Source organism: Marinobacterium sp. YM272, assembly GCF_050908845.1.
Lineage (GTDB): Bacteria > Pseudomonadota > Gammaproteobacteria > Pseudomonadales > Balneatricaceae > Marinobacterium_D.
In genome coordinates this window covers 3,753,175-3,777,153 of the sequence record NZ_CP194171.1, presented here as the reverse complement: position 1 = coordinate 3,777,153, position 23,979 = coordinate 3,753,175, and the positions used below count along the sequence as shown (strand labels likewise).

Annotated in this window: 24 protein-coding genes and 2 pseudogenes; 8 read left to right on the top strand and 18 right to left on the bottom strand. The window is 59.7% G+C overall.

The features are described from left to right. Positions 1-2 precede the first annotated feature (2 nt). From ACQUQP_RS16835 to ACQUQP_RS16800, 8 genes are all read right to left on the bottom strand, one after another. Positions 3-1,394 (bottom strand): DUF4139 domain-containing protein, encoded by a 1,392-nt coding sequence (locus ACQUQP_RS16835; protein ID WP_432696191.1) that lies wholly within the window; start codon positions 1,392-1,394, stop codon positions 3-5. Between the two features lie 28 nt (positions 1,395-1,422). After that, on the bottom strand, positions 1,423-3,423 hold the full coding sequence (locus tag ACQUQP_RS16830) for an SUMF1/EgtB/PvdO family nonheme iron enzyme (RefSeq protein ID WP_432696190.1): 2,001 nt from the start codon (positions 3,421-3,423) through the stop codon (positions 1,423-1,425). A 41-nt stretch (positions 3,424-3,464) separates the two neighbouring features. After that, the gene (gene kdsA / locus ACQUQP_RS16825) at positions 3,465-4,313 is read right to left on the bottom strand and encodes a 3-deoxy-8-phosphooctulonate synthase (RefSeq protein ID WP_432696189.1); all 849 of its coding nucleotides are present in this window, start codon (positions 4,311-4,313) and stop codon (positions 3,465-3,467) included. A gap of 34 nt (positions 4,314-4,347) precedes the next feature. After that, positions 4,348-4,764 carry a PilZ domain-containing protein gene (locus tag ACQUQP_RS16820; protein WP_432696188.1) on the bottom strand — a complete coding sequence of 139 codons (417 nt, stop codon included), beginning with the start codon at positions 4,762-4,764 and terminating at the stop codon, positions 4,348-4,350. 54 nt (positions 4,765-4,818) lie between these two features. After that, entirely contained in the window at positions 4,819-5,763 is a 945-nt protein-coding gene (locus tag ACQUQP_RS16815; protein ID WP_432696187.1) for a GIDE domain-containing protein, read from the bottom strand. A gap of 7 nt (positions 5,764-5,770) precedes the next feature. After that, a complete protein-coding gene (locus tag ACQUQP_RS16810; protein WP_432696186.1) occupies positions 5,771-6,343 on the bottom strand; it encodes a LemA family protein in 573 nt (190 codons plus the stop codon). A gap of 111 nt (positions 6,344-6,454) precedes the next feature. Further along, the gene (locus ACQUQP_RS16805) at positions 6,455-6,664 is read right to left on the bottom strand and encodes a DUF2788 domain-containing protein (RefSeq protein ID WP_432696185.1); all 210 of its coding nucleotides are present in this window, start codon (positions 6,662-6,664) and stop codon (positions 6,455-6,457) included. Between the two features lie 93 nt (positions 6,665-6,757). Continuing rightward, entirely contained in the window at positions 6,758-6,958 is a 201-nt protein-coding gene (locus ACQUQP_RS16800) for a CopG family transcriptional regulator (protein WP_432696184.1), read from the bottom strand. A gap of 133 nt (positions 6,959-7,091) precedes the next feature. On the opposite strand from ACQUQP_RS16800, the gene dauA reads away from it, so the two are divergent. Then, a complete protein-coding gene (dauA, locus tag ACQUQP_RS16795) occupies positions 7,092-8,825 on the top strand; it encodes a C4-dicarboxylic acid transporter DauA (protein WP_432696183.1) in 1,734 nt (577 codons plus the stop codon). Here dauA and ACQUQP_RS16790 read toward each other — a convergent pair. Further along, the gene (locus tag ACQUQP_RS16790; RefSeq protein ID WP_432696182.1) at positions 8,816-9,286 is read right to left on the bottom strand and encodes an Rrf2 family transcriptional regulator; all 471 of its coding nucleotides are present in this window, start codon (positions 9,284-9,286) and stop codon (positions 8,816-8,818) included. The genes dauA and ACQUQP_RS16790 overlap by 10 nt on opposite strands. A gap of 255 nt (positions 9,287-9,541) precedes the next feature. On the opposite strand from ACQUQP_RS16790, the gene ACQUQP_RS16785 reads away from it, so the two are divergent. Then, entirely contained in the window at positions 9,542-10,771 is a 1,230-nt protein-coding gene (locus ACQUQP_RS16785; RefSeq protein ID WP_432696181.1) for an NnrS family protein, read from the top strand. Positions 10,772-11,196: 425 nt separating this feature from the next. Here the strand turns inward: ACQUQP_RS16785 and ACQUQP_RS16780 are convergent, their stop codons facing one another. Both ACQUQP_RS16780 and ACQUQP_RS16775 read right to left on the bottom strand, forming a co-directional pair. Next, positions 11,197-12,945: a DEAD/DEAH box helicase gene (locus ACQUQP_RS16780; protein ID WP_432696180.1), complete on the bottom strand. Its 1,749-nt coding sequence runs from the start codon at positions 12,943-12,945 to the stop codon at positions 11,197-11,199. A 33-nt stretch (positions 12,946-12,978) separates the two neighbouring features. Beyond that, entirely contained in the window at positions 12,979-13,452 is a 474-nt protein-coding gene (locus tag ACQUQP_RS16775) for an Lrp/AsnC family transcriptional regulator (protein WP_432696179.1), read from the bottom strand. Between the two features lie 330 nt (positions 13,453-13,782). On the opposite strand from ACQUQP_RS16775, the gene leuA reads away from it, so the two are divergent. Next, positions 13,783-15,450 (top strand): 2-isopropylmalate synthase, encoded by a 1,668-nt coding sequence (gene leuA, locus ACQUQP_RS16770; protein ID WP_432696178.1) that lies wholly within the window; start codon positions 13,783-13,785, stop codon positions 15,448-15,450. Positions 15,451-15,456: 6 nt separating this feature from the next. Here leuA and ACQUQP_RS16765 read toward each other — a convergent pair. From ACQUQP_RS16765 to ACQUQP_RS16750, 4 genes and pseudogenes are all read right to left on the bottom strand, one after another. After that, positions 15,457-15,891, bottom strand: a pseudogene (locus ACQUQP_RS16765) (GGDEF domain-containing protein); the annotation flags it as partial. 543 nt (positions 15,892-16,434) lie between these two features. Further along, positions 16,435-16,887 (bottom strand): annotated as a pseudogene (locus tag ACQUQP_RS16760) (PAS domain S-box protein); the annotation flags it as partial. A 288-nt stretch (positions 16,888-17,175) separates the two neighbouring features. Then, on the bottom strand, positions 17,176-17,457 hold the full coding sequence (locus ACQUQP_RS16755; RefSeq protein WP_432696177.1) for a peptidylprolyl isomerase: 282 nt from the start codon (positions 17,455-17,457) through the stop codon (positions 17,176-17,178). 89 nt (positions 17,458-17,546) lie between these two features. Next, a complete protein-coding gene (locus ACQUQP_RS16750) occupies positions 17,547-18,044 on the bottom strand; it encodes an FKBP-type peptidyl-prolyl cis-trans isomerase (protein WP_432696176.1) in 498 nt (165 codons plus the stop codon). Positions 18,045-18,136: 92 nt separating this feature from the next. Here ACQUQP_RS16750 and ACQUQP_RS16745 point away from each other — a divergent pair, with 92 nt between their 5' ends. Then, the gene (locus ACQUQP_RS16745; protein ID WP_432696175.1) at positions 18,137-18,826 is read left to right on the top strand and encodes a 16S rRNA pseudouridine(516) synthase; all 690 of its coding nucleotides are present in this window, start codon (positions 18,137-18,139) and stop codon (positions 18,824-18,826) included. Positions 18,827-18,843: 17 nt separating this feature from the next. On the opposite strand, the gene ACQUQP_RS16740 is transcribed toward ACQUQP_RS16745, so the two are convergent. Together ACQUQP_RS16740 and ACQUQP_RS16735 are read right to left on the bottom strand one after the other, a co-directional pair. After that, complete coding sequence (locus ACQUQP_RS16740) at positions 18,844-19,191, bottom strand: DUF4870 family protein (RefSeq protein ID WP_432696174.1); 348 nt, start codon at positions 19,189-19,191, stop codon at positions 18,844-18,846. A 50-nt stretch (positions 19,192-19,241) separates the two neighbouring features. After that, complete coding sequence (locus tag ACQUQP_RS16735) at positions 19,242-19,433, bottom strand: DUF3012 domain-containing protein (protein ID WP_432696173.1); 192 nt, start codon at positions 19,431-19,433, stop codon at positions 19,242-19,244. Between the two features lie 144 nt (positions 19,434-19,577). On the opposite strand from ACQUQP_RS16735, the gene ACQUQP_RS16730 reads away from it, so the two are divergent. From ACQUQP_RS16730 to ACQUQP_RS16720, 3 genes are all read left to right on the top strand, one after another. After that, entirely contained in the window at positions 19,578-20,186 is a 609-nt protein-coding gene (locus tag ACQUQP_RS16730) for a sigma-70 family RNA polymerase sigma factor (RefSeq protein ID WP_432696172.1), read from the top strand. Continuing rightward, on the top strand, positions 20,183-20,377 hold the full coding sequence (locus tag ACQUQP_RS16725; protein WP_432696171.1) for a zf-HC2 domain-containing protein: 195 nt from the start codon (positions 20,183-20,185) through the stop codon (positions 20,375-20,377). Before ACQUQP_RS16730 ends, ACQUQP_RS16725 begins: the two co-directional genes overlap by 4 nt. Before the next feature lie 176 nt (positions 20,378-20,553). Then, complete coding sequence (locus ACQUQP_RS16720; RefSeq protein WP_432696170.1) at positions 20,554-21,045, top strand: Crp/Fnr family transcriptional regulator; 492 nt, start codon at positions 20,554-20,556, stop codon at positions 21,043-21,045. 55 nt (positions 21,046-21,100) lie between these two features. Here the strand turns inward: ACQUQP_RS16720 and gcvT are convergent, their stop codons facing one another. Continuing rightward, positions 21,101-22,219 (bottom strand): glycine cleavage system aminomethyltransferase GcvT, encoded by a 1,119-nt coding sequence (gcvT, locus tag ACQUQP_RS16715; protein ID WP_432696169.1) that lies wholly within the window; start codon positions 22,217-22,219, stop codon positions 21,101-21,103. Between the two features lie 340 nt (positions 22,220-22,559). Between gcvT and ACQUQP_RS16710 the strand changes: the two genes are divergently transcribed. Next, positions 22,560-23,936: an L-serine ammonia-lyase gene (locus ACQUQP_RS16710; protein ID WP_432696168.1), complete on the top strand. Its 1,377-nt coding sequence runs from the start codon at positions 22,560-22,562 to the stop codon at positions 23,934-23,936. The last annotated feature ends 43 nt before the right edge of the window (positions 23,937-23,979 follow it).

Below are 23,979 nucleotides of genomic sequence, written 5' to 3'. Positions count from 1 at the left end.
TTTCAGTTGCGCAGCAGCCGCGCGCTGTACTCCAGCACTTTTTCCCCGCCGGCGGGAATATCCAGCTGCCAGTAGTGGATTGCGCCCTGTTCCTCGCCGGCCTCGCTGCTCTCCAGCAGGATGCGTGGCTGGCTGAAGACGGCGCGATATTCCACGCTGCGGTCCTCGTCGCCACTGTTGCGAATGCTGATACGGTAACCGACCACCGTATTGACCCCCTGACGCTCAAACCGGGTCTGTGTCTGTTCAACCGTCAGATCGAACGCTTCGCCCAGCGTCAGTCTGACCTCTTCACCGGCTGCAGTGGCCCGCAGCTGCTGTCCACCGACAAAGATCAGTCCATGCGCCTCGGTATCCTGATAGACCCGCGCGGAGCCGGCGGGCAGCGGCACATCCCGGGCTTCATCGTTGGGCAGGGTGAAGCTGATATCCCGGCGTGGGTGGCCAATCTGAGCCTCCTGCTGGGCACCGCCGTAAACCTGCTGGGTGAACAGGTAGCGGCTGGTCACATCCATCTCCAGTGGGGCCAGCAGAGGCACACTGACAGTGCCGCCCTGTTTCAGAGTCACCGGCTCCGGCAGGGGGTAGAGCTGGTAGTCCTCCAGTGCTTCCCGCTTAGGCGCTGCGTCGGAGCGCATCTCGGCGCTGGCAGCGAGTGCGTACATCGGTGTGCGCCCGCCGTTGGGCTGGTTGACGCTGCCCGCCAGCAGGCGCACCCGGGCGTTGTCGAGATCGGTGCTGGTGTTGTTGCTCAGGCTGGCGCGCCCTTCGAGCCGTACCCGCTTGCCATCGGGTAGCATTTCCAGTTGATAACCGGCCTGCCAGCTTAAGCCGTTGGACAGGTAGCTAAGGTTGAGCTGATCGCCGGGCGCGCCGCTACCGCGCAGAGACAGCTGTGGGCCTTCGGCGGGTAGCTCGCTACCGGGCAGGCGGATCTGCCAGGGGCCGTCGAAGGGAATGAATTCGGTGGCGCCGCCATCGGTTACCTGGATGCCGGCGGGTTCAACATAGATCAGGGTGACCTCACGGCTGCGCGCCTTGCCTGAGGCGGGCTGGAACACCAGTTCGATCTGTTCGCCTTGCAGTGAGCGCAGACGCTGGGTAAAGCCGGGTGTTGGTGCACTGAGTTCGATGCGGCGTAGGTCACCGATGCCAGTGGCGAAGATCGAGTCGGGCAGCAGACGGTTGCTGATATCGTCCAGGCGGACCTCGGCAGGACCCGCGCCATTCAGGTTTAGCGGGTAGGTCTCGGTGAACAGGGCCAGATCCTGCTGATAGATGGTCAGGGTGCGGCTGCTGCGGGCATCGGCATCAAGCACCAGATCCGGTGCGGCCGCTGCTGCCTGGCTGATAATGGCGAGCCCGATCAGGCCCAAATGCTTGCGGAAAAACATGCTGCTGCTCCTTATGCCCGCTGTTCCGTCAGGGGGATGCCGGCAGGTCCAGCACGACGCGGAATCCCCAACTGTTACGACTGGTGTCCGGTGGGTGGCGGTAACGGCTGGCTGAGCGGATAACCCGGGGTATATCGAACCAGGAGCCGCCGCGCATGACGCGCTGATCACAACCGCTACTGAGCTGGGCACTGCCGTCTGTCGGGGTATCCGTATACCTCGGCAGGTAACAGTCAGCCACCCACTCGTCCACGTTGCCGTTCATATCATGCACACCCCAGGGGTTCGCCGCGGTGCTGCCAGCCGGTGCTGGCTGCTTCGCATCCCACTGGGTGCCGCATCCATCACAGACAGCCATACCGGGCGTGAGTTCATCACCCCACCAGTAGATCGTCTCGGTACCGGCCCGGGCGACATACTCCCACTCCGCCTCGGTGGGCAGTCGGTAGGGCTGGCCAGTCTGTTCGGCGAGCCAGCGCGCATAGTCCCGGGCATCGTTCCAGCTGACATTGACCACCGGCAGATCGCCGCGTCCCCGGCCTTCATCATCCGGTAACCGGCGTCCGGTGGCGTTGGCGAACTGGTCATATTCGGCGAAAGTGACTTCATGGCGGCTGAAGGCGAAGCTTGCGTCGATCACCACCTGGTGCACCGGATATTCGTTGTCATCGCCCTGGCCGTGCAGGTCGCCCATCCGGAAACGTCCCTTGGGGATCACCACCATCAGCGGGGCAAAGCCGCCATCGCTCCACTCATCCCGGAAAACGGTCAGGTTATCGGCCGGTTTGTCGGCATTGCGGGCGACATCGCCGGACTGAATCGATGGCTCTGGCCTGTCAATCAGTGTCATTTTTTGACTGTCGGTGTCAGGTTTTGCCGTGTTTTTGTCAACCTGACCGGACGTGGCAAAGTCGCCTGCGCTGGCTTGAAGCTCGCTCAGCTGCGCCTTGAGACGCTGGTTTTCAGCGCTGATACGGACGCTTTCGTCGCTGTCCGCAAGCCTGGCGTCGGGCGAGAGCCAATAACCCAACATGAAGCCGGCCAGGAACAGGCCGCCACCTGCCGCCAGCGGTTTTAGCCATGCCGGGACAGCCGGCAGGCTAAAGCGTCGGGTGCGGGCTGACGCCGGGGTTTCCGGTTCTGCGGCTGCTTCTGTCTCTTCACTGACCTCAAGCGGTTTTTCAGGCTCCGGTTGATAGAGTTGCCTGACCAGTTCAAGTGGCGACTTCGGGCGTGCTTCCGGGTCTTCGTCCAGTGCGCTTTTCAGAACCCGCCACTGCTCTTTTTTCAATCCTGAGGGCGCTTTCAACTCCCGTTGTCGGCTGGTCTCGTCCTCGTCGGCGGTGAACGCCGGACGACCGGCATACAGCTGGTAGATCAGGCAGGCGAGGGCGTAGACATCTTCAGTGAGCGTCAACGGGTAAGGGTGGAAGGCTTCGGGGGATTGCCAGGCCGTATATTCGAGCGGGGCCTGCAAGCTGTGGTTGATCGGCGCTATCAGGTCACGCCAGCCGAACCCCATCATGCGCACGCCGTTGCTGCGGTTAACGTAGATCAGCTCCGGGGTGAGGCTGGCGTGGGGAGTGTTGTTCTGCCGCAGGTTGCTCTCCAGTGAGCGTGCTACCTGGGTGACAAGTCCTTGTTTCTGCTTGTCTTTCAGTTTGCGGGCGCTGCCGGACCTGAGCATCACCGCCAGCGTCAGTCCATCCAGTCTCTCCCAGGAGCAAAACAGCAGACCACGCCAGTTGAACAGGCCGTAGCAGCGTGCAGCCTGCTTGTCTTTCAGGCTGCGGTTCTGGTTGATCAGGTTGCGGAATTTATCGGCAAAACCGGACCGGGCCAGTAGCGGGGCATCCAGGAACAGAAGGCTCACCGGCGTTGGGGTGGTGGTGGAGATATCCTCCGCCTCCCAGAGCTGGCCGAGTGGATGGGGTGACTGAACCGACTTGAGCCGGAAGCGGTGGTGCTCCGGCCCCAGAACCAGCTCTGGCTTCAATGACGCCAGAAGCTGGGTGGTAGCGTTATCCATAACCTCTGTTCCTGAGCGGGTGAACCCTGTTTACTGCGGCATCAGCCGGATGTGTCCAGCGCCGGGAACTGTTTGACCAGCTCGTCGATCGCTTTCATCTGGGCCAAGTAGGGCTCCAGTTTATCCAGCGGCAGGGCGCAGGGGCCGTCGCACTTGGCTTCGGCCGGGTTCGGATGAGCTTCCAGGAACAGGCCGGCAATGCCCTGAGAAAGACCGGCGCGGGACAGCTGGGCCACCAACGCACGGCGGCCGTCGGCAGAATCGGAGCGACCGCCCGGCATCTGCAGGGCATGGGTGGCGTCGAACATCACCGGATAGCCGAACTCTTTCATCACGCTGAAGCCGAGCATGTCGACGACCAGGTTGTTGTAGCCGAAGCTGGTGCCGCGCTCGCACAGGATCAGGCGGTCGTTGCCGGCTTCCTTGCACTTGTGCAGGATGTGGCGCATCTCCTGGGGAGCCAGGAACTGGGCTTTCTTGATATTGATCGCCGCGCCGGTCTCAGCCATCGCCACGACCAGGTCGGTCTGGCGGGAGAGGAACGCCGGCAACTGAATGATATCGCACACTTCTGCCACCGGTGCTGCCTGATAGGGCTCGTGTACATCGGTGATCAGCGGGACGTTAAAGGTGGCTTTCACCTCTTCGAGAATTTTCAGTCCCTCTTCCATGCCGGGGCCGCGGAAGGAGTTCAGGGAGGAGCGGTTTGCCTTGTCGAACGAAGCCTTGAAAACGTAAGGAATGTTCAGCTTGTTGGTGACTTCGACATAATGCTCGGCGATTTTCATCGCCAGATCGCGGGACTCCAGCACGTTCATGCCGCCGAAGAGCACCATGGGCTGGTCGTTGCCGATGGCGATATCGCCTACCTGTACCACTTTTTGTTGCATGTCCTACACTCAGTTGGTTGACGTCGACTGCCCATTATAGGCCATCTGTCGGGAAATGAGCGGCGAATTTCTCGATCCACTCCAGCGCAGCGCCCTGTTTTTCCGGGTGATTACGCGATGGGTGGGTACGACGATACTCTTCGATATGGCACAGCTGCTCCAGCATGCGGATCTTGTACAGCTCGTCCGATTTATTGAACGCCACGCCCACCTGGTGGCCTGCGCCGGTGGAACGGCACCAGGCGATCTCACCGCGAATCGACATTTCAGGTGCCTGTTTCGGCGCTGAAATCTCTATCTGTTCACCGCTGGCATAGGGTGTATCGGTGTTGCAGATAAGTCCCAGTGGAAGCGTAGGGTTGCCGGTGGCGCTGGTGTCGATCGGTGTCAGTACCAGTGCAATATTGGTGGGGTGTTGCATGTAGTGTACAGGGTTGCGGTTAGAGGTCATCGCTTGCTGCCTCTCAGGCTGTTAGATTCCCTTAACGGTGGGCCCTGGCTGCATTTAGACCGGTGTTGTCAAAAGCAGCTCTAGCCCTAACCAGAATGCAAGCAATCCGCATGCCATGAAACCACCGAGCTGCCAGCGAAACCGGCTGAGCAAGCGTTCTTCGTCAAAAGTGGAGATAACAAAGGGGTGGCCCTGCTCTTTTGGGTCACCGAGCACGTGCATAGTTGGCATCTTGTCCATTTCACGCTGCTGCAGTTTTGCCTCGCGCAGTGCCTGTTTGCGCGCTTCATACCACTCCTGCTGATCGATCTTGCCGTCTTTATCGGCATCAAAGCGGCCAATTAATGCCGCCTGGTCCGATTTCCAGCCGCGCAGGATGTCGGTGGTGGCCGCTTTCAGGTCGAGCCGCTCACGACCGCCCCCGACGCTCTGGAAACTGCCAAGCGTATATAAACGTTCGTGCTCGAAGATCAGCTCTTCGGTATAGCGGTAACGCCCACTGGCGAAGCTGCCGACAAGTCTGGCGCTGTACTGTTGGAAGGAGGAGGTGGAAAGTGCGGCGCCAGGCATCTCGGTGTGGCCGAACCAGACTTTTTTGTGCTGGGTGGCCGCCATCGCCCCCTCAGGATCGACCAGGCAGATACCGGTGCCGTCATCGATCTGGAACCAGGCTTGTGAGGTTTCCCGGCGTACCGAACGCCAGCGCCCGCCCTTGTTATTGCTGTTGCGCTCGTAGCGGTCCACCTTGATGCGGTACCAGACGCAGGGCTGGCCGGAGAGCGGGGAGCGCAGCTGGCCGTCTTCGCCGGCGATGACGCTGCCGCTGATCTCCACATAACCCTGGGGCGCCGAGCGGATCAGCGCCGTGGGGGTGTCGACGATCAGGCGGTAATGGCCGAAACGGCGGAAGGCGAAGAAAACGCAGACCAGAAAGCCGATGATGCAGATTATCAGGCCGATCAGGCGTTCATGACTTTCGATATTCAGGTCCAGCAGCATGACCGCCTCAGTTGAACAGGGATTTGAGGTCTACGTCTGCCTTCTCGGCCTCGTCAAACTCCAGCAGTGTGGCGCCGGTAAAGCCCAGCCTGCGGGCGACGATAATGTCGGGGAACTGCTCGATACGGATGTTGTAGAGGTTGACCGAGTTGTTGTAGTACTCGCGGCGATCGGCGATGGAAGACTCCAGCCCGCTGATGCGGCCATGCAGGTGCATGAAGGATTCGCTGGCGGTCAGTTCCGGGTAATCCTCCGCCACGGCGAACAGGTTGCCAAGGCCCAGGCGCAGCTGGCTCTCCGCCTGGCCCAGTGCCTTGATATCGCCGCTATCGCTGGCGCTGGCCACAGCCGAGCGTGCTTTCATCACCGCTTCAAGGGTTTTCTGTTCGTAGCCCATATGCTGCTTGCAGGTTTCCACCAGTTTGGGCAGTTCGTCATGGCGCTGCTTGAGCAGTACGTCGATATTGGAGAAGGCGCGGGAGACGTTGTGCTTGAGCCGCACCAGATGGTTGTAGATAAAGATCGCGTAAACGACGACAAGCGCAATAATCACCAGAATAGTGATCAGAACCGGATCCATGGGCCACTCCCTGCAGCTAGCTGTTTGCAGCGACTATAACCCAGTTGAAGCGGGGAGGTGAAATGCCGGGCCGGCAGAGGGCCTGCCCGGGGAATGTGTTCGGGGTGGACCTTAGACGTGGCCACCTTCGATCATCTCGACCACCACGGTCTTCAGCAGAAACGCGGCCAGGCCCAGGCCCAGAGCGAAGAAAAGCACAAAGGTACCGAACTTTCCGGCATTCGACTTTTTCGCCAGGTCATAAATGATAAAGAAGACAAAACCGGCAAATATCACAAGGCCGATGTTCAGCATCAGGCTTTCCGCTTCCGCTAGGCGCATGCAGTTACTCCAGGTAAGGGTCAAAAGGGGTGGTCAAAAATTGCGCGAATTCTACTCTGAGGCCTCGAGTTTATAAACCTTTACACTCTGTGGTTATTGCTCTTTGGGCCTGTCTTTATCGTCAACCAGTACCTGGTCCCGCCAGTCAGGCCCGAGGTTTTCCTCAATGAAATCACGGATGAACTTGCGAACCATCTGAGAGGGGGTGACGTCCTGCTCGGAACAGAGTTTCTCGAAAACCGCTTTCTTGTTGGGATCGATCAACAGGGTCAGGCGGGCTGTGCGTTTTTCCATACAAACTCCCGGGTGACGGGCCGCGCCGTCAGGTAAGTAGACTATATGTTAATGCTATTAACATTGCATTTTAACCAAAGTCGCTTGTAATGTTTATGCATACTTACTCATTTACCTGCAGGTCCGTTTAGCGATGTCGTCCCGTCGAGCCCGGTTGCACAGCCTTTCCTTTGCCAGCGCGATACGGGAGTCTCTGGCCGAGGGCTATAAGCGACGGGATCTATTCTCGGACCTGATTGCCGGGATCACCGTTGGCATCATCGCTATCCCGCTGTCGATGGCGCTGGCGATCGCCAGTGGCGTGCGCCCGGAAAACGGTCTCTATACGGCGATCATCGCCGGTTTCCTGATCGCGCTGACCGGCGGCTCCCGCTTCAGCGTGTCCGGCCCCACTGCCGCCTTCGTGGTGATTCTCTACCCGGTATCCCAGCAGTTCGGGCTGGCGGGGCTGCTGCTGGCGTCGGTGATGGCGGGGCTTATCCTTATCGGTCTGGCGCTGGCGCGGCTTGGCCGTCTGATCGAGTACATCCCTGAATCGGTGACGCTGGGGTTTACGGCGGGGATCGCCATCGTTATCGCCACGCTGCAGGTGCCTGACCTGCTGGGGCTTGCGACGGAGAACCTGCCGGCACACTACCTGGACAAAGTCGTCGAGCTGATCCAGCGGCTACCGCAGTGGCACTGGGCCAATGCCCTGGTCGCCGGATTGACGCTGGCTGTGCTGATTCTCTGGCCACGCCTGCGTCTGCCGATCCCCGGGCATCTGCCGGCGATCCTGCTGGGTACCGGGCTGGCCTACTGGCTGAACCAGCAGGGAGCGGCCATCGATACCATCGGCAGCCGCTTCATGTACGAGCTGCCCGATGGTTCCACCGGGCAGGGGATCCCCCCGATACTGCCCGGATTTGAGTGGCCCTGGCAGCAGCCGGGCGTGGATGGGCAGGCGTTCGAGTTGAGCTGGACAACGGTGCGCGAACTGCTGCCGGCGGCGTTCTCCATTGCCATGCTCGGCGCCATAGAATCGCTGCTTTGCGCGGTGGTGCTGGACGGCATGACCGGCCGGCGCCATCACGCCAACGGTGAGCTGCTCGGGCAGGGCCTGGGCAACCTGGTGGCGCCTTTCTTCGGTGGTATTACCGCCACGGCTGCCATCGCACGTTCCGCCGCAAACTACCGTGCCGGCGCGCGCTCGCCACTGGCCAGCGTCATCCATGCGCTGGTGGTGCTGGCCGGATTGCTGCTGCTGGCACCGGCGCTGGCCTGGCTGCCGATGGCAAGTATGGCGGCACTGCTGTTGATGGTGGCCTGGAACATGAGCGAAGCGCCGAAGGTGGTGGCGCTGTTCCGCCGCGCGCCGATGGGGGATATTCTCGTGCTGCTCTGTTGCCTGTCGCTGACGGTGCTGTTCGATATGGTGATCGCCATCTCCACCGGTATCGTGCTCGCGTCGCTGCTGTTTATGCGCGATATCGCCGGAATGACGCGGGTTAACGATATTTCCACCCAGCGCAAGCATGTGCCAGAGCCACTCCTGCCGGGCTGGCGGGTGATCAAGGTCACTGGGCCGCTGTTTTTTGCCGCCGCGGAGCGGGTCTTTGACGAGGTGGAATCTCTGCTTGAGGATACCCGCGGCCTGGTACTTTATATGGATGCGGTGCCGCTGCTGGATGCGGGAGGTCTGAGTGCCTTTGCCCGTTTCCGCAGCAACTGCGAGGCGCGGGGGATTGAACTTGTGGTGGCCGATCTGCAGTTTCAGCCGCTACGGGCGTTGGCCCGGGCCAATATCCAACCGGTGGAAAAACAGTTGAGCTTTACGCCGACGCTGGCTGCCGCACTTGAGCCGGTTTCCCGGCGATCTCAGGCGTGAGCTCGGATAGCCGGTTTCTGGGCTGCGCGGTCGGTCGTCAAATGCAGCAGCTCGCTCATATTGCTGTCTGAGCCGCACAGGTCTGCCAGCGTGTGTTTGCCGAGTTCGTTCAAAAATGCTTCCTGCGCACCGAAGAGTATGCCCTGCAGATTGCAGTGGCCTGCGATCGGACAACAGGGGTGAGCACAGTTTACCGGGCGCAATGTCTCTTCGGTGGCTTCGACCAGCTCTCTGAGGTTGATCTCGGCTGAGGGTTTCCCCAGCCTGATACCACCGCCTTTGCCGCGCACCGTATCGATAAACCCCGCTTTCGCCAGGTGGTGAACGATCTTGATCAGGTGGTTGCGTGGAATATCGAAATGCTCGGAGACCTGGGTGATAGTCACGCGCTCGCCGCTTGGCTGAATGCCAAGGAAGATGAGCGTGCGCAGTGCGAAGTCGGTGTACTTGGTCAGTTGCATGATTCACAGCTCCAGAGCGTTGCGGCAAGAAGCCCGAACCGCGACTGCAGCTACAAAATGATAGAGATGGGCCGGGACAGAATCGGGGCTTCCGGATATTCTCGCAGTATAACCAAGTTGATTTCGGCGTTGCAGCGGCGGACGGGCACAGCGTTCAGATCGACTGACCTGGATCAGGTTATTGGTATTCAGCGGTTGTCGGCTCATTGGTTTAAAGATGTAAAATTTATGCATCTTTAGTACCGGAGCCTTTTTATGCTGATCTCACCACCGCAGGAACCGAGGAACGCCTGGGCGCGTTTCTTCAGTAACGGCTTCCGGCCGCTTTTCCTGGTCTGTGCCGTTCAGGCGATCGTCATCATGTTGATCTGGCTTGCCTACCTGGGAGGCGGTTTCGCGCTGGACGCACCTGAGGGCTGGGGTGCTGTTGCCTGGCATGGTCATGAGATGCTGTTCGGGTTTGTCGGCGCCGCGGTGGGCGGCTTTCTGCTCGCTGCCGTGGCGAAATGGACCGGGCGGCCTCCGGTGCAGGGGGTACCGCTGGTAGCGCTTACGCTGTTGTGGATTGCCGGCAGAGCACTGGTCTGGAGCGGTAACAGCTCGGTATGGCTGCTGACGCTGGCCAATACCGGTTACTGGGTGCTGCTGGCGATTCTTGTCGGGCGAGAAGTCCTGATCAGCCGTAATAAACGCAACCGGGTGGTGATCCTGGCCCTGGCGGTGATGGCAGGGTTCAGCCTGCTGTTCCAGCTCGGTGCCGTTGATCGCCTGCATCTGCTGGAATCCCAGGTGTTGCTGATGGCGCTGCTGATCTCTCTGATCGGTGGCCGCATCACGCCGGCGTTTACCCGCAACTGGCTGATCCGCCAGCAGGCAGACAAGTCGAAAATGCCGGCTACGTTCGGCTGGATAGATCGGCTCGCCGTGGGCTTTTCGCTTTTGGCTACGCTGGCCTGGGTGACCCTGGCAGCGCCACCTGTCGCCGGCTCGCTGCTGATCATCGCCGGTGGCCTACAGATCGCTCGTCTGCTGCGCTGGCGAGGGCTGACCAGCATCGCGGAGCCGCTTCTGCTTGCGCTGCACCTGGGTTATCTCTGGGTGGGCATCGGCTTTGTACTGCTGGGCTTGTCCTCGTTCACCACCGCTGTGCCGGTAACTGCAGGTATTCACGCCCTCGCGGTGGGCGCCATGGGTGGCATGATCCTGGCCGTGGCGTCACGGGCAGCGCTGGGGCATACCAATCGTGAGCTCAAAGCAGGCGTGCTGATGTCGCTGAGCTTCCTCGCGGTGCACCTGGCGGCGCTTACCCGGCTGCTGTCCGCGTTAATCCCCGAGCACGCGCTGGTGCTGATGATGCTGGCCGGCACGGCCTGGCTGATCGCTTTCGCGCTGTTTGCCGTTCGCTATGTGCCGATACTGATAGGACCGGAGGAGAGCCTGTCGGATGCGCTGAAGAGAGAGAAGGCGAAGGCTCAGGCACGCTAACGAAGTGCTTTTTGCAGGCGCTGCCCAATGACATAGTCAGTGCTCTGGCGGTTCAAGATTGGTTCTACCAAATTATGAACAAGGTGATGTTTCTACAGGCTTTCTTAGTGCAGCACTTTGTCCCCTTTGCCGCAGCCGAGCATCGCAGACTGAAAGAGAAACAAGGGAAAGGCTTTCTGAGCCGCGAAGGGGCGACTTCCCTTAAGGTGAAGAGTCGATCCTGCTCTTTCAGGTGAGAAGCACAGGGAAGTCGGCATAGCCGACCAAGGCGTAGGGGCGGTTTGGGATTATCAAGGGCCTTGTCCGCACAAGGCCCTTGATACGCCAGCAGGCGAAACCGGCCTCGACACCGGCGAGAATATGTAGGTCACTAAGAGAGCTTTGGTGAGGCTTCATACCTCTTCCAGGGCGGTTCGAGCTAATCCCTACAACTGATTAGCCTTCCGATATTTCCCCTCATAATCGAACAACCGCTCCCGCACCCGCCAGTGGCTGCTCTGACCGCGCCCTACCTTGCGGGCGATGACAAAGTCCGGCGCGCGAAAGCCTTCTGACTGGCTGACCACTTCATCGGCAGACTTGAACTTGCGCGGCTGGGTACCCTCGCCAAAGCGTCGGCCAAACAGCCGGTTGAACACGCCGCGCTGGCCGCTGTGGGTCAGATCGAAGCTTTCGCTCAGCTCTTCACCCTGTTCATCGTGATAGATGATCCGCAGCCGGCTGTTGGCGTTGCTGAAGCTGACGCCGGCGCAGCGGATCACCAGTGCATCCTTCAGCTGCAGCGCGCGTTTGAGCAGATCATCCGGGTCCACCACCGCTTCGTTGCACTGATGACAGGTGCGGGCGGCGATATCGTTCTCGGCGCCGCAGTGCGGGCACTCCTTGAAGCGGAAACGGTAATCGCACTGCTGGGGTGTTTCCCCCTCCATCTCCAGAATGCCCTGGCAGCGGCGGCCGAAGTGCTCGATCACCTGGCCATCGGCATCGGTCTTGCCCCAGAAGATATTGGCGTGGCCGCAGCCGGGGCAGAACACCTGCACCGGCTCGGAATCCGAGTCGGGTCTGGGTTTGCCCACTTCCGGATGGAACAGGTCAAAGCCGGAACTGGCGTAATCGATAATCAGGCAGTCGGTTTTACCGGGGCTCAGGCGCAGGCCGCGACCGACGATCTGCTGGAACAGGCTCACCGAGGCGGTGGGTCTGAGGATCGCGATCATATCCACATGGGGCGCATCGAAGCCGGTGGTCAGCACCGCCACGTTGACCAGATAGCGGATCTGCTTTTGTTTGAACGCCTGGATCAGTCGCTCACGCTCATCGGACTCGGTATCGCCGATAATCAGCGCCGATTCAGCTTCAGGGAGATAGCCGATGATCTCCTGGGCGTGGCGTACCGTGGCGGCGAAGATCATAACCCCTTCGCGCTGGCCACCAAGCTCCACGATCTGCTCGCAGATCGCCCGGGTGACCCGCGGGTGTTTGGCGATCAGGCTGTTCAGCTCGGTCTCGTTGTAGCTGCCGCTGTCACTGGGTTGCAGTGAGGAAAAGTCGTAGTGGGCGATCGCCGCGTCGATCAGCTTGGGCTCGGTCAGGTAACCCTGCCTGATCATGAATGGCAGCGGCAGCTCGTAGATACAGTGCTGGAACAGGCGCGGCTCTTCAGCGCGCACCATACCGCGATGATGGTATTGGTAGATCCAGCCATAGCCTAGACGATAAGGGGTGGCGGTCAGGCCAAGTACTTTCAGCCCCGGATTTCGCTCTTTTAGATGCGCAATGATCTGTTGGTACTGGGAGTTTTCGTCATCGCTGACGCGGTGGCACTCGTCGATGATCAACAGGGAAAACTGATCGTCGAAGCTCTCCAGGTTGCGCGCCAGGGACTGCACACTGGCAAAGGTGACCTGGTGTTCATTGTCACGACGCCCCAGGCCCGCGGAAAAGATTCCGCCATCCATCCCCAGCGCCGTGTACTTGGCGTGGTTCTGCTCCACCAGTTCACGTACATGGGCCAGCACCAGAATGCGCCGCCGCGCCAGTCGGGCCAGCTCGGCGATCACCAGGCTCTTGCCGGCGCCGGTGGGCAGTACGATCACCGCCGCCGCATCGCTTTTGCGGAAGTGGTTCAGCGTGGCGTCGACGGCGTCCTGTTGATAGGGGCGAAGGGTGTACATCTAAAAGCCTGATAGGGAAAGGCGCAGAGCCTATCAAAGCTGATCCGGGATCGGAATCGCTGTCTTGTTGACGATGGTGCGCAGCACGAAGCTGGAGTGCGCGCCGGTGACTCCCTCGATCCGGGTGATCTTGTTCAGCAGCAGGTCCTGGTAATCCTCCATATCGTGAACGATCACCTTGATCTGGTAATCCGCATCCTGGCCGGTAATCAGCAGGCACTCCAGTACCTCGGGGATGGCGCGCACGGTTTTGTCGAAGTTGGCAAAGCGCTCCGGGGTGTGGCGGTCCATGGAGATATGCAGCAGTGCCATCAGTGTCAGCCCCATCTCCTTGGCATCCAGAATGGCGCGGTAGCCGGTGATCAGACCGGATTCCTCCAGCGCACGCACCCGGCGCAGACAGGGGGAGGGGGAGAGTCCCACGCGGTCGGCCAGCTCCTGATTACTGATGCGGCCCTCTGTCTGCAGAATCTCCAGAATGTGGCGGTCGTGACGGTCGATACGCATACTCTGCCTTCAATATTTTAAGGATTGTAATTTATTGCTCTATTATGGTCTCGGTTTGGAATAATATTGCCAAAAAAATCTATATATGCGCAACTTTGAAATCATCTGCCTCTTTCTTTTCCGTAGACTATGCCTTGTCGACTTACCAAGACGACGTTTGCCGAAAGGTACAGGTGTCGGGCCGCCACCCAGGAGCGACACCCTTTTCGCCAACGCTCCCTACCCGGGTGACAAGGTGATGAGGCTTCACAAGAGCCGAGAGGAAACAGGCCGGCAAAACGGCCCACAAGGACAGATAATCGAACTCATTCAGATACAAGGGATAATCCCATGACCGTTTTTAACCATCAGCGTTACCAGCCGGCTCCTGCCGTTAAATTGCAGAATCGCCAGTGGCCGGATCGTACTCTTACCCACGCACCGCGTTGGGCCAGTGTCGATCTCCGGGACGGTAACCAGGCGCTACTGGACCCGATGAGCGTGGCCCAGAAAAAGCGTCTCTGGGCTCTGCTGGTTAAGATCGGACTGAAAGAGATCGAAGTTGGTTTCCCCTCCGCGAGCCAGCCGGACTACGATTTCGTACGCTGGTTGATCGAGGAGGACCAGATTCCCGCAGACGTGACCATCCAGGTGCTGGTTCAGGCGCGTAAAGAGCTGATCGACCGCACTTACCAGGCGCTGGAAGGCGTGAAAAGCGCCATCGTTCACGTCTACAACTCCACCTCCACCGTGCAGCGTGAGCGCGTGTTCAACAAGGATCGTGACGGCATTACTGCCATCGCGGTGCAGGGCGCGAAGTGGGTGAAACAGGGTTCCGAGGCGTACCCGGATACTGAGTGGAAGTTCCAGTACTCGCCGGAAAGCTTCACCGGCACCGAGATCGATTACGCCGTCGAGGTGTGTGATGCGGTGATCGATGTGTGGCAGCCGACGCCGGAGCGCCCGTGCATCATCAACCTGCCGTCCACCGTGGAGAACACCACGCCGAACATCTTTGCCGACCAGATCGAGTACTTCTGCAACCGGGTCAGCAAGCGTGACAGCATCCTGGTGTCGGTGCACACCCACAACGACCGCGGCTGTGCCGTGGCCGCTGCGGAACTGGCGGTACTGGCCGGCGCCGACCGTGTCGAAGGCACGCTGATGGGTAACGGTGAGCGCACCGGCAACATGGATATCGTCACCATGGCGATGAACCTGTACAGCCAGGGCGTGGATCCGCAGCTGGATCTGTCCAACCCGGACGAGATGATCGCGGTTTACACCGAGTGCACCCAGATGCCGGTGCATCCGCGTCACCCCTGGGTCGGCGAGCTGGTTTACACCGCATTCTCCGGCAGCCACCAGGATGCGATCCAGAAGTGTCTGCACCGTCAGCAGCCGGACGAGCATTGGCAGGTGGCTTACCTGCCGATCGATCCGAAGGATATAGGTCGCAGCTACGAGGCGGTGATCCGCGTGAACAGCCAGTCCGGCAAGGGCGGCATGTCCTTCCTGCTGGAGCGCGACTACGGTATCCGTCTGCCGCGCTGGGCTCAGCTCGAGTTGGCGCCGTTGGTGCAGAAAGTGAGCGAAGCCAAGGGCAAGGAGATCTCCAGTGCCGAGATCTACCAGCTGTTCTGCGATCACTTCGTGGCAGATTCCGATCCGGTGCAGCTGAAGAGCTACCGCATCGAGAGCGAAGAGGGCGAACGTATCAGTGCCGACGTAATCTTCAACGGTGAAGTACGCACCATCACCGGCGAGGGCGATGGCGCAATCTCCGCCTTTGCCGGTGCCTGGCAGCGCGCCACCGGTGACTCGATCAATGTGGTCGACTACTCCGAACACGCCCTGGGTGAGGGCTCGGATGCCGAAGCGATCACCTATGTGCAGCTCAATGCCGGTGGTGAACGGGTGATCGGTGTGGCGTTCGACTCCGATACCGTCAGTGCCTCGCTGAATGCGATTATCAGCGCCATGAACCGCTCCAGCGTGATTCGCGAACACGCGGCCTGATAGCGGTCAATCCGAAGCCCCCTGGCCGGGGGCTTCCTGTTTTTTGCGGTACAGCTGCTGATCGGTCAGGCGCATCCATTCCTCCGCATCGACAATATCGTCGCAGAGTTCACAGATACCTACCGATATCCCCGCCTCGACCGCCTCGCCTTTTTCCACCTCAACCCGGACGGTTTCGCCCAGCCGGTGACAGAACTCCAGTGCCTGCTCGGCGCTACTGTTCGGCAGCAGCAGTGCGAACTCATCCCCGCCATGGCGGCCGACCGCGTCCGTTTGGCGCACCAGGCTTTTGAGCCGCTCAGCAAGGCAGACAAGAACCCTGTCCCCCGCGCTTTGTCCCCAGCTGTCGTTAATCTCCCTAAAACGATCCAGGTCGATAAACACCAGGGTTGCGGGCGTTCGATAGCGGCCGTAGCGCTGCAGAGCGTCTTCGACCCTCTCTTTGAAAGCGCTGCGGTTGAGGGCACCGGTTAGAGCGTCGAGCCGAGCCACCTGCTGGAGCTGTTGATAAGTGGCGTTGAGCTTTAACAGCGACGTATCCAGCCGGGCCTGGTGTTCAACCAGCTCGGTTCGGTCGATGGCGGAATTCACAAAAGAGATCGGACTACCCAGGTCAACGACTGTCCTGCCGGTGTGGCGAATATGGCGTATCGAATGAGCGCCGACAACGAGCCGGTAATCGACGCTGAAGTCGGTGTACTTGCCCTGGTTCACGCTATGTTCCACGCGTTCCCTGTCCTCAGGATGAACCGGGGCGAGAAAGCTTTTCGGATCGGCATAGAGCGCGTCGACATCCTGTGACCAGAGCTTCGCGTAAGCCCGGTTGGCATAAAGGGTCTGGCCGAGGTTTTCGCTGCTGAGCCAGATCGCCACGTCAGCGGAGATCGAGTCGGCGATGTTTTTAAAGCGCTCTTCCGAGCGGCGCAATTGATTTTCCTTGTGGATCAATTCCGACACATCCTGGATCGACGAGAGGAAGTAGAGCGGTTTGCTGCGCCTGTCCCGAATCAACCGGGTTGTCAGTTTCGCCCACACCAGGTGGCCCTGCTTGTGTCGATAACGCTTGATAGAAGAGAAACTCTGGTCGATCTCACCGGCCACGGCCTCCTTGAGGAAATGGATGGCTTCGGGCAGTTCCTCTGCCAGCGACAGATCCTGGAAGCGTTTCTGCAGCATTTCTGCCGCAGAGTAGCCGAGAAAGTCGCAGAGGTACTTGTTCACATGGAGAAAGGTGCCGTCGAGATTGACGTGGGCCAGGCCCAGCGCGACCTCTTCAAAGGCGGTTTTGTACCTGGGCCCTTCGCGGATATTGAGCAAGCCGGTCTGGTGCCAGCGTTTGACGCTGGGATAGAGCAGGGTGGCGATGATGGCGAACGCGGCCAGGTCGAGCAGCAGCAGGATCAGGTCATAGGCGGTGCGGCTGGCGGCGGCGGTCATCGAGAGCTGAACGGCTGCCCAGAGCAACAGCAGTCCCAGCAAGCCCAGCAGGCTGAGAAAGTGTTTGTTGTAGGGCCGCTTTTTCACTGGAGTATCCGCCGTGAACAGTGCCTGGCAGGCGTCTTCGGTTTTCCTTATCAACAGAAGCCTAGACCGGTGGGGCGGGTTCGGCCAGATGGGGCCAGCTTACATAGTGCAGCAGGAAGAGGAAAAAGAGCAGGGGAGAGCGCCGGGCCCTGGCAGCCCGGGCGCTGGATTCACGAAGGCTATGCGTCGTGAATGTGGCGATCAGTCTTCGCGGCTGGTGACTTCCAGCAGGTGGTAGCCGAACTGGGTCTGAACCGGACCCTGAACTTCATTGATCGGTGCGCTGAAAACGACTTTATCGAAAGCAGGAACCATCTGGCCCGGGCCGAAGCTGCCCAGCTCGCCACCCTGACGGCCGGACGGGCACTGGGAGTGTTCTTTGGCCAGTTCAGCGAAGTCTGCGCCGTTGGCGATCTGGTCTTTCAGTGCCTGGCATTCAGCTTCGGTACCGACGAGGATGTGACGTGCGCTTGCGCGTGCCATGGGTTTTCTCCCTAACAGTTGGGTTAACAGTTTAAGCATAGTCGTTCAGGCGCCCCTCGCCTGCAGGCTGGCGGGCGCCTCAATATAACTCAGTGATGGTGGCCGCCGACGCCGTGAGCGTGGCCGTGGGCGATCTCTTCATCGGTGGCTTCGCGAACGTCGACCACTTCGATATCGTAGGTCAGCGTCTTGCCGGCCAGCGGGTGGTTGGTATCAACCAGCACCATTTTCAGGCCCGGTTTGACCACGGTGACCTGGCGCATGCCCTGGTCGGTCTGCACCACCGCGACCATGCCCGCCTGCCACTTGCGGGCGCCCTTGGGCAGGCCCTGCAGGTGTTTCAGCGGTACGCGCTGTTCCTGGCCTTCGCGGCGCTCGCCGTAGGCCTGCTCCGGTGTCAGAGTGATGTGCAGCGTATCGCCCTTGGACTTGCCTTCCAGCGCCTCTTCCAGCGCCGGGATCATGCCGCCGTGGCCGTGCAGGTAGGCCAGCGGATCAGCGCCGATATTGGTTTCGATCTGGGTATCATCGGCATCGGTCAGGGTGTAGTGAAACTGCACCACGGTGCCGTCAGTAATCTGTGTCATCGCGTCTACCTTGCGCCTGTTGCGAAACCGCGAAGTATCCGTATATCGATAAAGCTTGGCAAGGACTCCGCCGGATCTGAGATAATTGCGCCATGCGTCTCGATAAATTCATCTGTAAACACAGCGATCTTTCTCACCGTGACTCCCGCTGGGCCGTGGCGTCAGGCCGGGTGTGCGTGAACGATGCCGTTATCCAGGATGCGCGGATGGAGATCGACCGTTTTGTGCGGGTGACGCTGGATGGGCAGATCCTTCAGGAGTGCAAGGCGCACTACATCATGCTGCACAAACCACCGGGCTATCTCAGTGCCACCAGTGATCCGCAGCATCCCACGGTGATGGAGCTGATGCCACCGGCGCTTCGCAATGAGCTGCATATCGGCGGCCGCCTGGATCGTGCCTCCACGGGGCTGTTGATTCTGACCAACGATGGTCTCTGGTCACGCCGTCTCACCGAACCGGGTAAGAAGCTACCCAAGGTATACCGGGTGGCCACGGCCGAGCCCATTGCCGCTGATGCCGAGGCGCGCTTTGCCGAGGGCTTCTACTTTTCGACCGAGAACCTGACCACCTCGCCGGCGCAGCTGCTGCGTCTTGGCGAGCGTGAGGCGAAAGTGACAATCTATGAGGGGCGCTACCATCAGATCAAACGGATGTTCGCCCGGGTGGGTAATCGCGTGGTGTCTCTGCACCGGGAGAGTATGGGAGAGATTGCGCTGGATGACGCCCTGGTGCCCGGTGGCTTCAGGGCACTGACAGAGGCGGAGATCGCCTCTGTCTGAGCGGGGCGGTGCGAGCTTTAACCAAACATCCAGGTTGCAGGCTCAGGATGGGCCAGGCCCTTTTCCAGGTAGTTGAGGCCCTTGACGCAGCGGATGATCAGCCAGATGGTCCAGAACAGGAAAACAAACCAGCCAAGGATGATCGGCGTGGTGATGACACCGATGACCATCATCAGAAGCCCGATCCAGAAGGTACGGATCTGGAAGCGGTAATGGGAGGCGGCGACGCTGTCACTGTCTCCTTTGTTGATATAGGCCATCACCAGCCCGACCAGGGCGGTAACACCGACAACCAGGCCGACCAGGTAAAGGATATAAACCAGCCGGACATTTCCGGCCGCTTTTGTGCTCACGGCTTGTTCCATTATCAAACTTTCCTTGTTCGCTAAGTTGCTTGGATCACCCGGCCCTGTAATCAGGGCATCAGGCAGTTCTTGGTGAAGTCAGCCAGCTCATTGGCTGTCCACTCCCCCTTGGGTTTTTCCTTCATATCGGCGCACCACTCCGGGCTGCCGACTTCCGGTGAGCAGGCGCTGAGCAGAAAAACACCGCTCAGAAGTGCGGCGGTGGCCCAGGTTTTCTTGATTCCTCCGACGGGAGCTTTCATTCTGCCATCCTTAGTTTGGGTTGTTCGTCGGATCTTAGCTGATTGCATTTTAGCTGTCGCGTTCAGCCTCGGGGCGAGTGTGACTGGTCAATGAGGTGTAAGGTTTTTACTCGACCCGCGACAGAGCAACAAAGGAGAGCGTTTTTGAGCACAGAAAAGGATAGCGCCCCGTCGCAGGAGAGCGCGGCCGAGTTACAGAAACGACTGGTGGCGGTAAGGCCCAGACTGCTGGCCTTTGCCCGTTTGCAGTTGTCGGATCCGGTCTACGCCGAGGATATGGTGCAGGAAGCCCTGGCGGGCGCGCTGGAGTCGCTGCACCGGTTCAAGGGGCAGTCCCAGTTTGAGACCTGGGTGTTCGGTATTCTGCGTCACAAGTTGGTGGATGCGATCCGCCGGCGGGGGCGTGATGTCGTCGCCGAACATAATCCCGAGGCCATGCCGGAGGTCGATGAGATGTTTACCGACCACGCCCACTGGGCGGTGGGGGCGCGCCCGCAAAACTGGGTTCAGCCGGAAACCTCCTGTGAGAACGACCGCTTCTGGGAAGTGTTCGATCTGTGCGTGTTCCATCTGCCTAAAAGCGGCGCCCAGGTGTTCACCATGCGTGAGCTGATGGGGCTGGAGACCGGCGAGATCTGTGAGTGCCTGGAGATCACCGAAAAGAACTGTTGGGTCATTCTGCACCGGGCACGGCTGAAACTGCGTGCCTGCCTGGAGTCGGGCTGGTTCAGCAAAGAAGGGGAAGAGTTATGACAATGGCGTGCAAGCGGGCGACAGAGCTGATGTCGATTCAGATCGACCGGCCCCTGTCATTGAGCGAGCGTCTCTCTCTGCGAACTCACCTGATGATGTGCCGCTACTGTCGGCGTTGCGATAAACAGTTTCAGATGCTGCGACGTATAACCGGCAAAAGGCGCGAGGATGAGCCGCCGCAGGAGCACTGAATCCGGCAGGGCGGTCTATCCTGTTATTGTACCAAGGTGTAACTTGTCTTCAGGCGGCGACGGGTCCACTCTGGAAGAGAGCCTTGAGCGGCTCTAACGCGTTATCGATAACAAGACGGGTTCGAATTACCGGTTAGCAAGGCTGAAACGATCGGTAAGCGGACAGTGGGTGAAACATGAAAGATCTGGATGGGCAAAGAGTCCTGGAGAAGTCGGGTCTTGATTATTTCAAGACGGCCTCGACCTTCGGCGCATTAAGCGAGGAGGCGATTCTTTTCCTGTTAAGTAAAGGCAAGCTGCAGGCGCTCGATAAGGGTGACAAGATATTCAGTGTCGGTGAACCCGGGGGCTTTTTTGTCGTGGTGCTGGAAGGTCGGCTGGGGTACTACCGGGAGGTCGACAACGGCCGGCTGTTGATGCGCGAGGTAGGGTTCGGTGAAGAGCTGGGCTATGTCTCGATGATCGGACTACTGGATCGTCAGGGATCCGCCAGTGCACTGGAGCGCAGCGTCATCCTGCGTGTGGATACCGATCTCTTCTATCAGCTGCACCTCGATCTGCCATCGGACTTCGGCATCCTGATGCTGAACCTGTCGCGAGAGCTGGCCCGCACCATCTGCGGCATTAACGACCGCTTTGTGGATGTGGCATCGCATCAGGCATCCTAAGGCCCGGCCTGAAGCCGGGCCTTGATCGCGCTTTTGCTGCTTAACCGCGAATTAGTTAACCTCGATAGTAGCGCTGCGGTACGAAAGGCATACGGCACACTTTCATCGGCAGACGCTTGCCGCGTACTTCCGCGAACACTTCTGTATCCAGCGCGCTCGCGCTGCTGTCTACATAGCCCATGGCGATCGACAGCGCCGCACTCGGGCCAAAGGTACCGCTGGTCACTTCACCCAGCTTGTTGCCCTCGGCATCAAACAGTTCCGTCCCCTCGCGCACCGGTGCGCGACCTTCGCCCACCAGGCCGACGCGCTTGCGCGCTGCCGATTTCTCATCAATTTGCTTGAGAATAACGTCTGCGCCGGGGAAACCGCCGGCTCGGGCGCCATCGCTGCGGCGCACCTTGGAGATCGCCCAGAGAAGGCTTGCTTCCACCGGCGTGGTGTCGGTGCTGATATCGTGCCCGTACAGGCAAAGCCCCGCTTCGAGACGCAGGGAGTCACGTGCGCCGAGGCCGATCGCTTCCACTTCGTCTTCTGCCAGCAGCTTGCGCGCGAGCTCTTCACAGCGGGAGGCGGGGACAGAGATTTCGAAACCGTCTTCGCCGGTGTAACCGGAGCGGCTGACGAAACAGTTGATGCCGGCAATATCCACCACCAGGTTGTCCATGAACACCATGTTGACCAGTTCCGGCTGAAAACGGATCAGTACCTCGGCCGCTTTCGGTCCCTGCAGGGCGATCAGCGCGTGGTTGTCCAGCACTTCAAGTTCGGTGCCCTCGCCCAGGTTGGCGCGCAGGTGAGCGATGTCGGCTTCTTTACAGGCAGCGTTGATAACCAGGTAGTAGCCATCGGTCATACGGGTGACCATCAGGTCGTCGAGGATGCCGCCTTGATCGTTGGTGAAGAGCGCGTAACGCTGTTTGCCCACCGGCAGGTCGATGATATCCACCGGAACCAGGCGCTCGAGTTCGGCGCCGGCGTTTTCGCCGCGGATATACACCTGGCCCATGTGGCTGACGTCGAACAGGCCGGCAGCCTCGCGGGTGTGCAGGTGCTCCTTGCGTACGCCGCTGGTGTATTGAACCGGCATCGCATAACCGGCGAAGGGCACCATGCGGGCGCCGAGCTCTTCATGCAGCTCGAAAAGGGGGGTATGCAGCAATGTCTCTTCCATAGGAAGCCTCTGAAATCCTGTTGTGAATCCGGCGATATGTTAACCAAAATTTCCTATAAGAAACAAATTTGGTTAACCGTTGCAGTAGCGTCCGTCTGCTGTGATTCGGGTTGTGATATCTGCCGATATCACTGTGTAATTGCCTATTATTAAAGGAAACTTTCCTGCCTTGAAGTGCCCGGTGTAAAACGTTTCTTCGTTTGGTGATGTTTCCAATAGGAAATTATTTTCTTGCCCGATCGGTCGACAGTTGTTAGTCTGCCGCCCCATCCAGCGCAACTGGTTTACACTGCAGTTATCGCAATGCGTTTTCGGCGTTGAGTGTAGACGGAGAAAGCAGATGGCGCTCAGTATCTTCGATCTGTTCAAGGTGGGTATAGGGCCGTCGAGCTCCCATACCGTAGGCCCGATGATAGCGGCTCACCGGTTTGTCGATGAGCTGGTGCAGGCCGGTCTCAAAGAGCAGACGGCGTCACTGCAGGTGCAGCTTTACGGCTCACTGGCGATGACCGGTAAAGGCCATGCCACGGATACCGCGGTGATGCTGGGCTTGTGCGCAGAGCGGCCCGAATCGGTCGATCCGGACCGGGTAGCCGGGATTATCGCAGAGATCAATGCGGCGCAATCCCTGCCCGCCGGCCCGCTGCAAGGCGTGAGATTCGATCCGTTGCAGGATATCCGCTTCAATATGGGCGCCAGTCTGCCGGCACACCCCAACGGTGTGCGTTTCGCTGCCAGGGATGAAGCCGGCATTGAGGTATACAGCCTGACCTGCTATTCGGTCGGCGGTGGCTTCGTACTGACAGAGGACGAAGTAACCAGCCCGCCTCAGCCCAAGGGGGAGCCAGAAGCCTGGCCCTTCAGCACGGCGGAAGAGCTGATGCAGCTCGCCGAGCAGCAGGGGATGAGTATCGCTGAACTGGTACTCGCCAACGAGGAGGTGTACACGGCAGCGGAGGAGATTCGCCCGCGCCTGCTGGAGATCTGGCGGGTGATGGATGCGGCAATCCACCGTGGCTGCAGCCAGACCGGCGAGTTGCCGGGTGGCCTTAAAATCAGGCGCAGAGCGCATCACCTGTGCCAGGAACTGATTGAAAAGCCGGGTGGTCAGTTGCATGACCATCTGGCTGTACTTGATTGGGTCAACCTCTATGCGTTGGCCGTCAACGAAGAAAACGCCGCCGGTGGGCGTGTTGTCACCGCGCCGACCAATGGCGCGGCGGGCGTGATCCCCGCGGTGCTGGCGTACTATGATCGATTTGTGCCGGGCGCTAATGACGAAGGCATAGTGAATTTTCTCGCCACGGCGGCGGCGATCGGGATGCTGTACAAGCGTAACGCTTCGATCTCTGCCGCCGAGGTGGGGTGCCAGGGCGAAATCGGTGTGGCCTGTTCCATGGCTGCCGGTGCCCTTTGTGCGGTGTTGGGTGGCAGTGTCCGTCAGATCGAAAACGCCGCCGAAATAGGCATGGAACATAACCTGGGCCTGACCTGTGATCCGATCGGCGGTCTGGTCCAGGTACCCTGCATCGAACGTAACACCATGGGTGCGGTAAAAGCGATTAACGCCGCCCGCCTGGCGTTGCGAGGGGATGGCAAGCACTTCGTTTCGCTCGATTCGGTGATCGAGACGATGCGCCAGACCGGTGCCGACATGCAGGATAAATATAAAGAGACCTCCACAGGGGGGCTCGCCGTGAATGTGGTGAACTGTTAATCACCAAGCTACTGATCACCAAACTACAACCGACTAACAGATG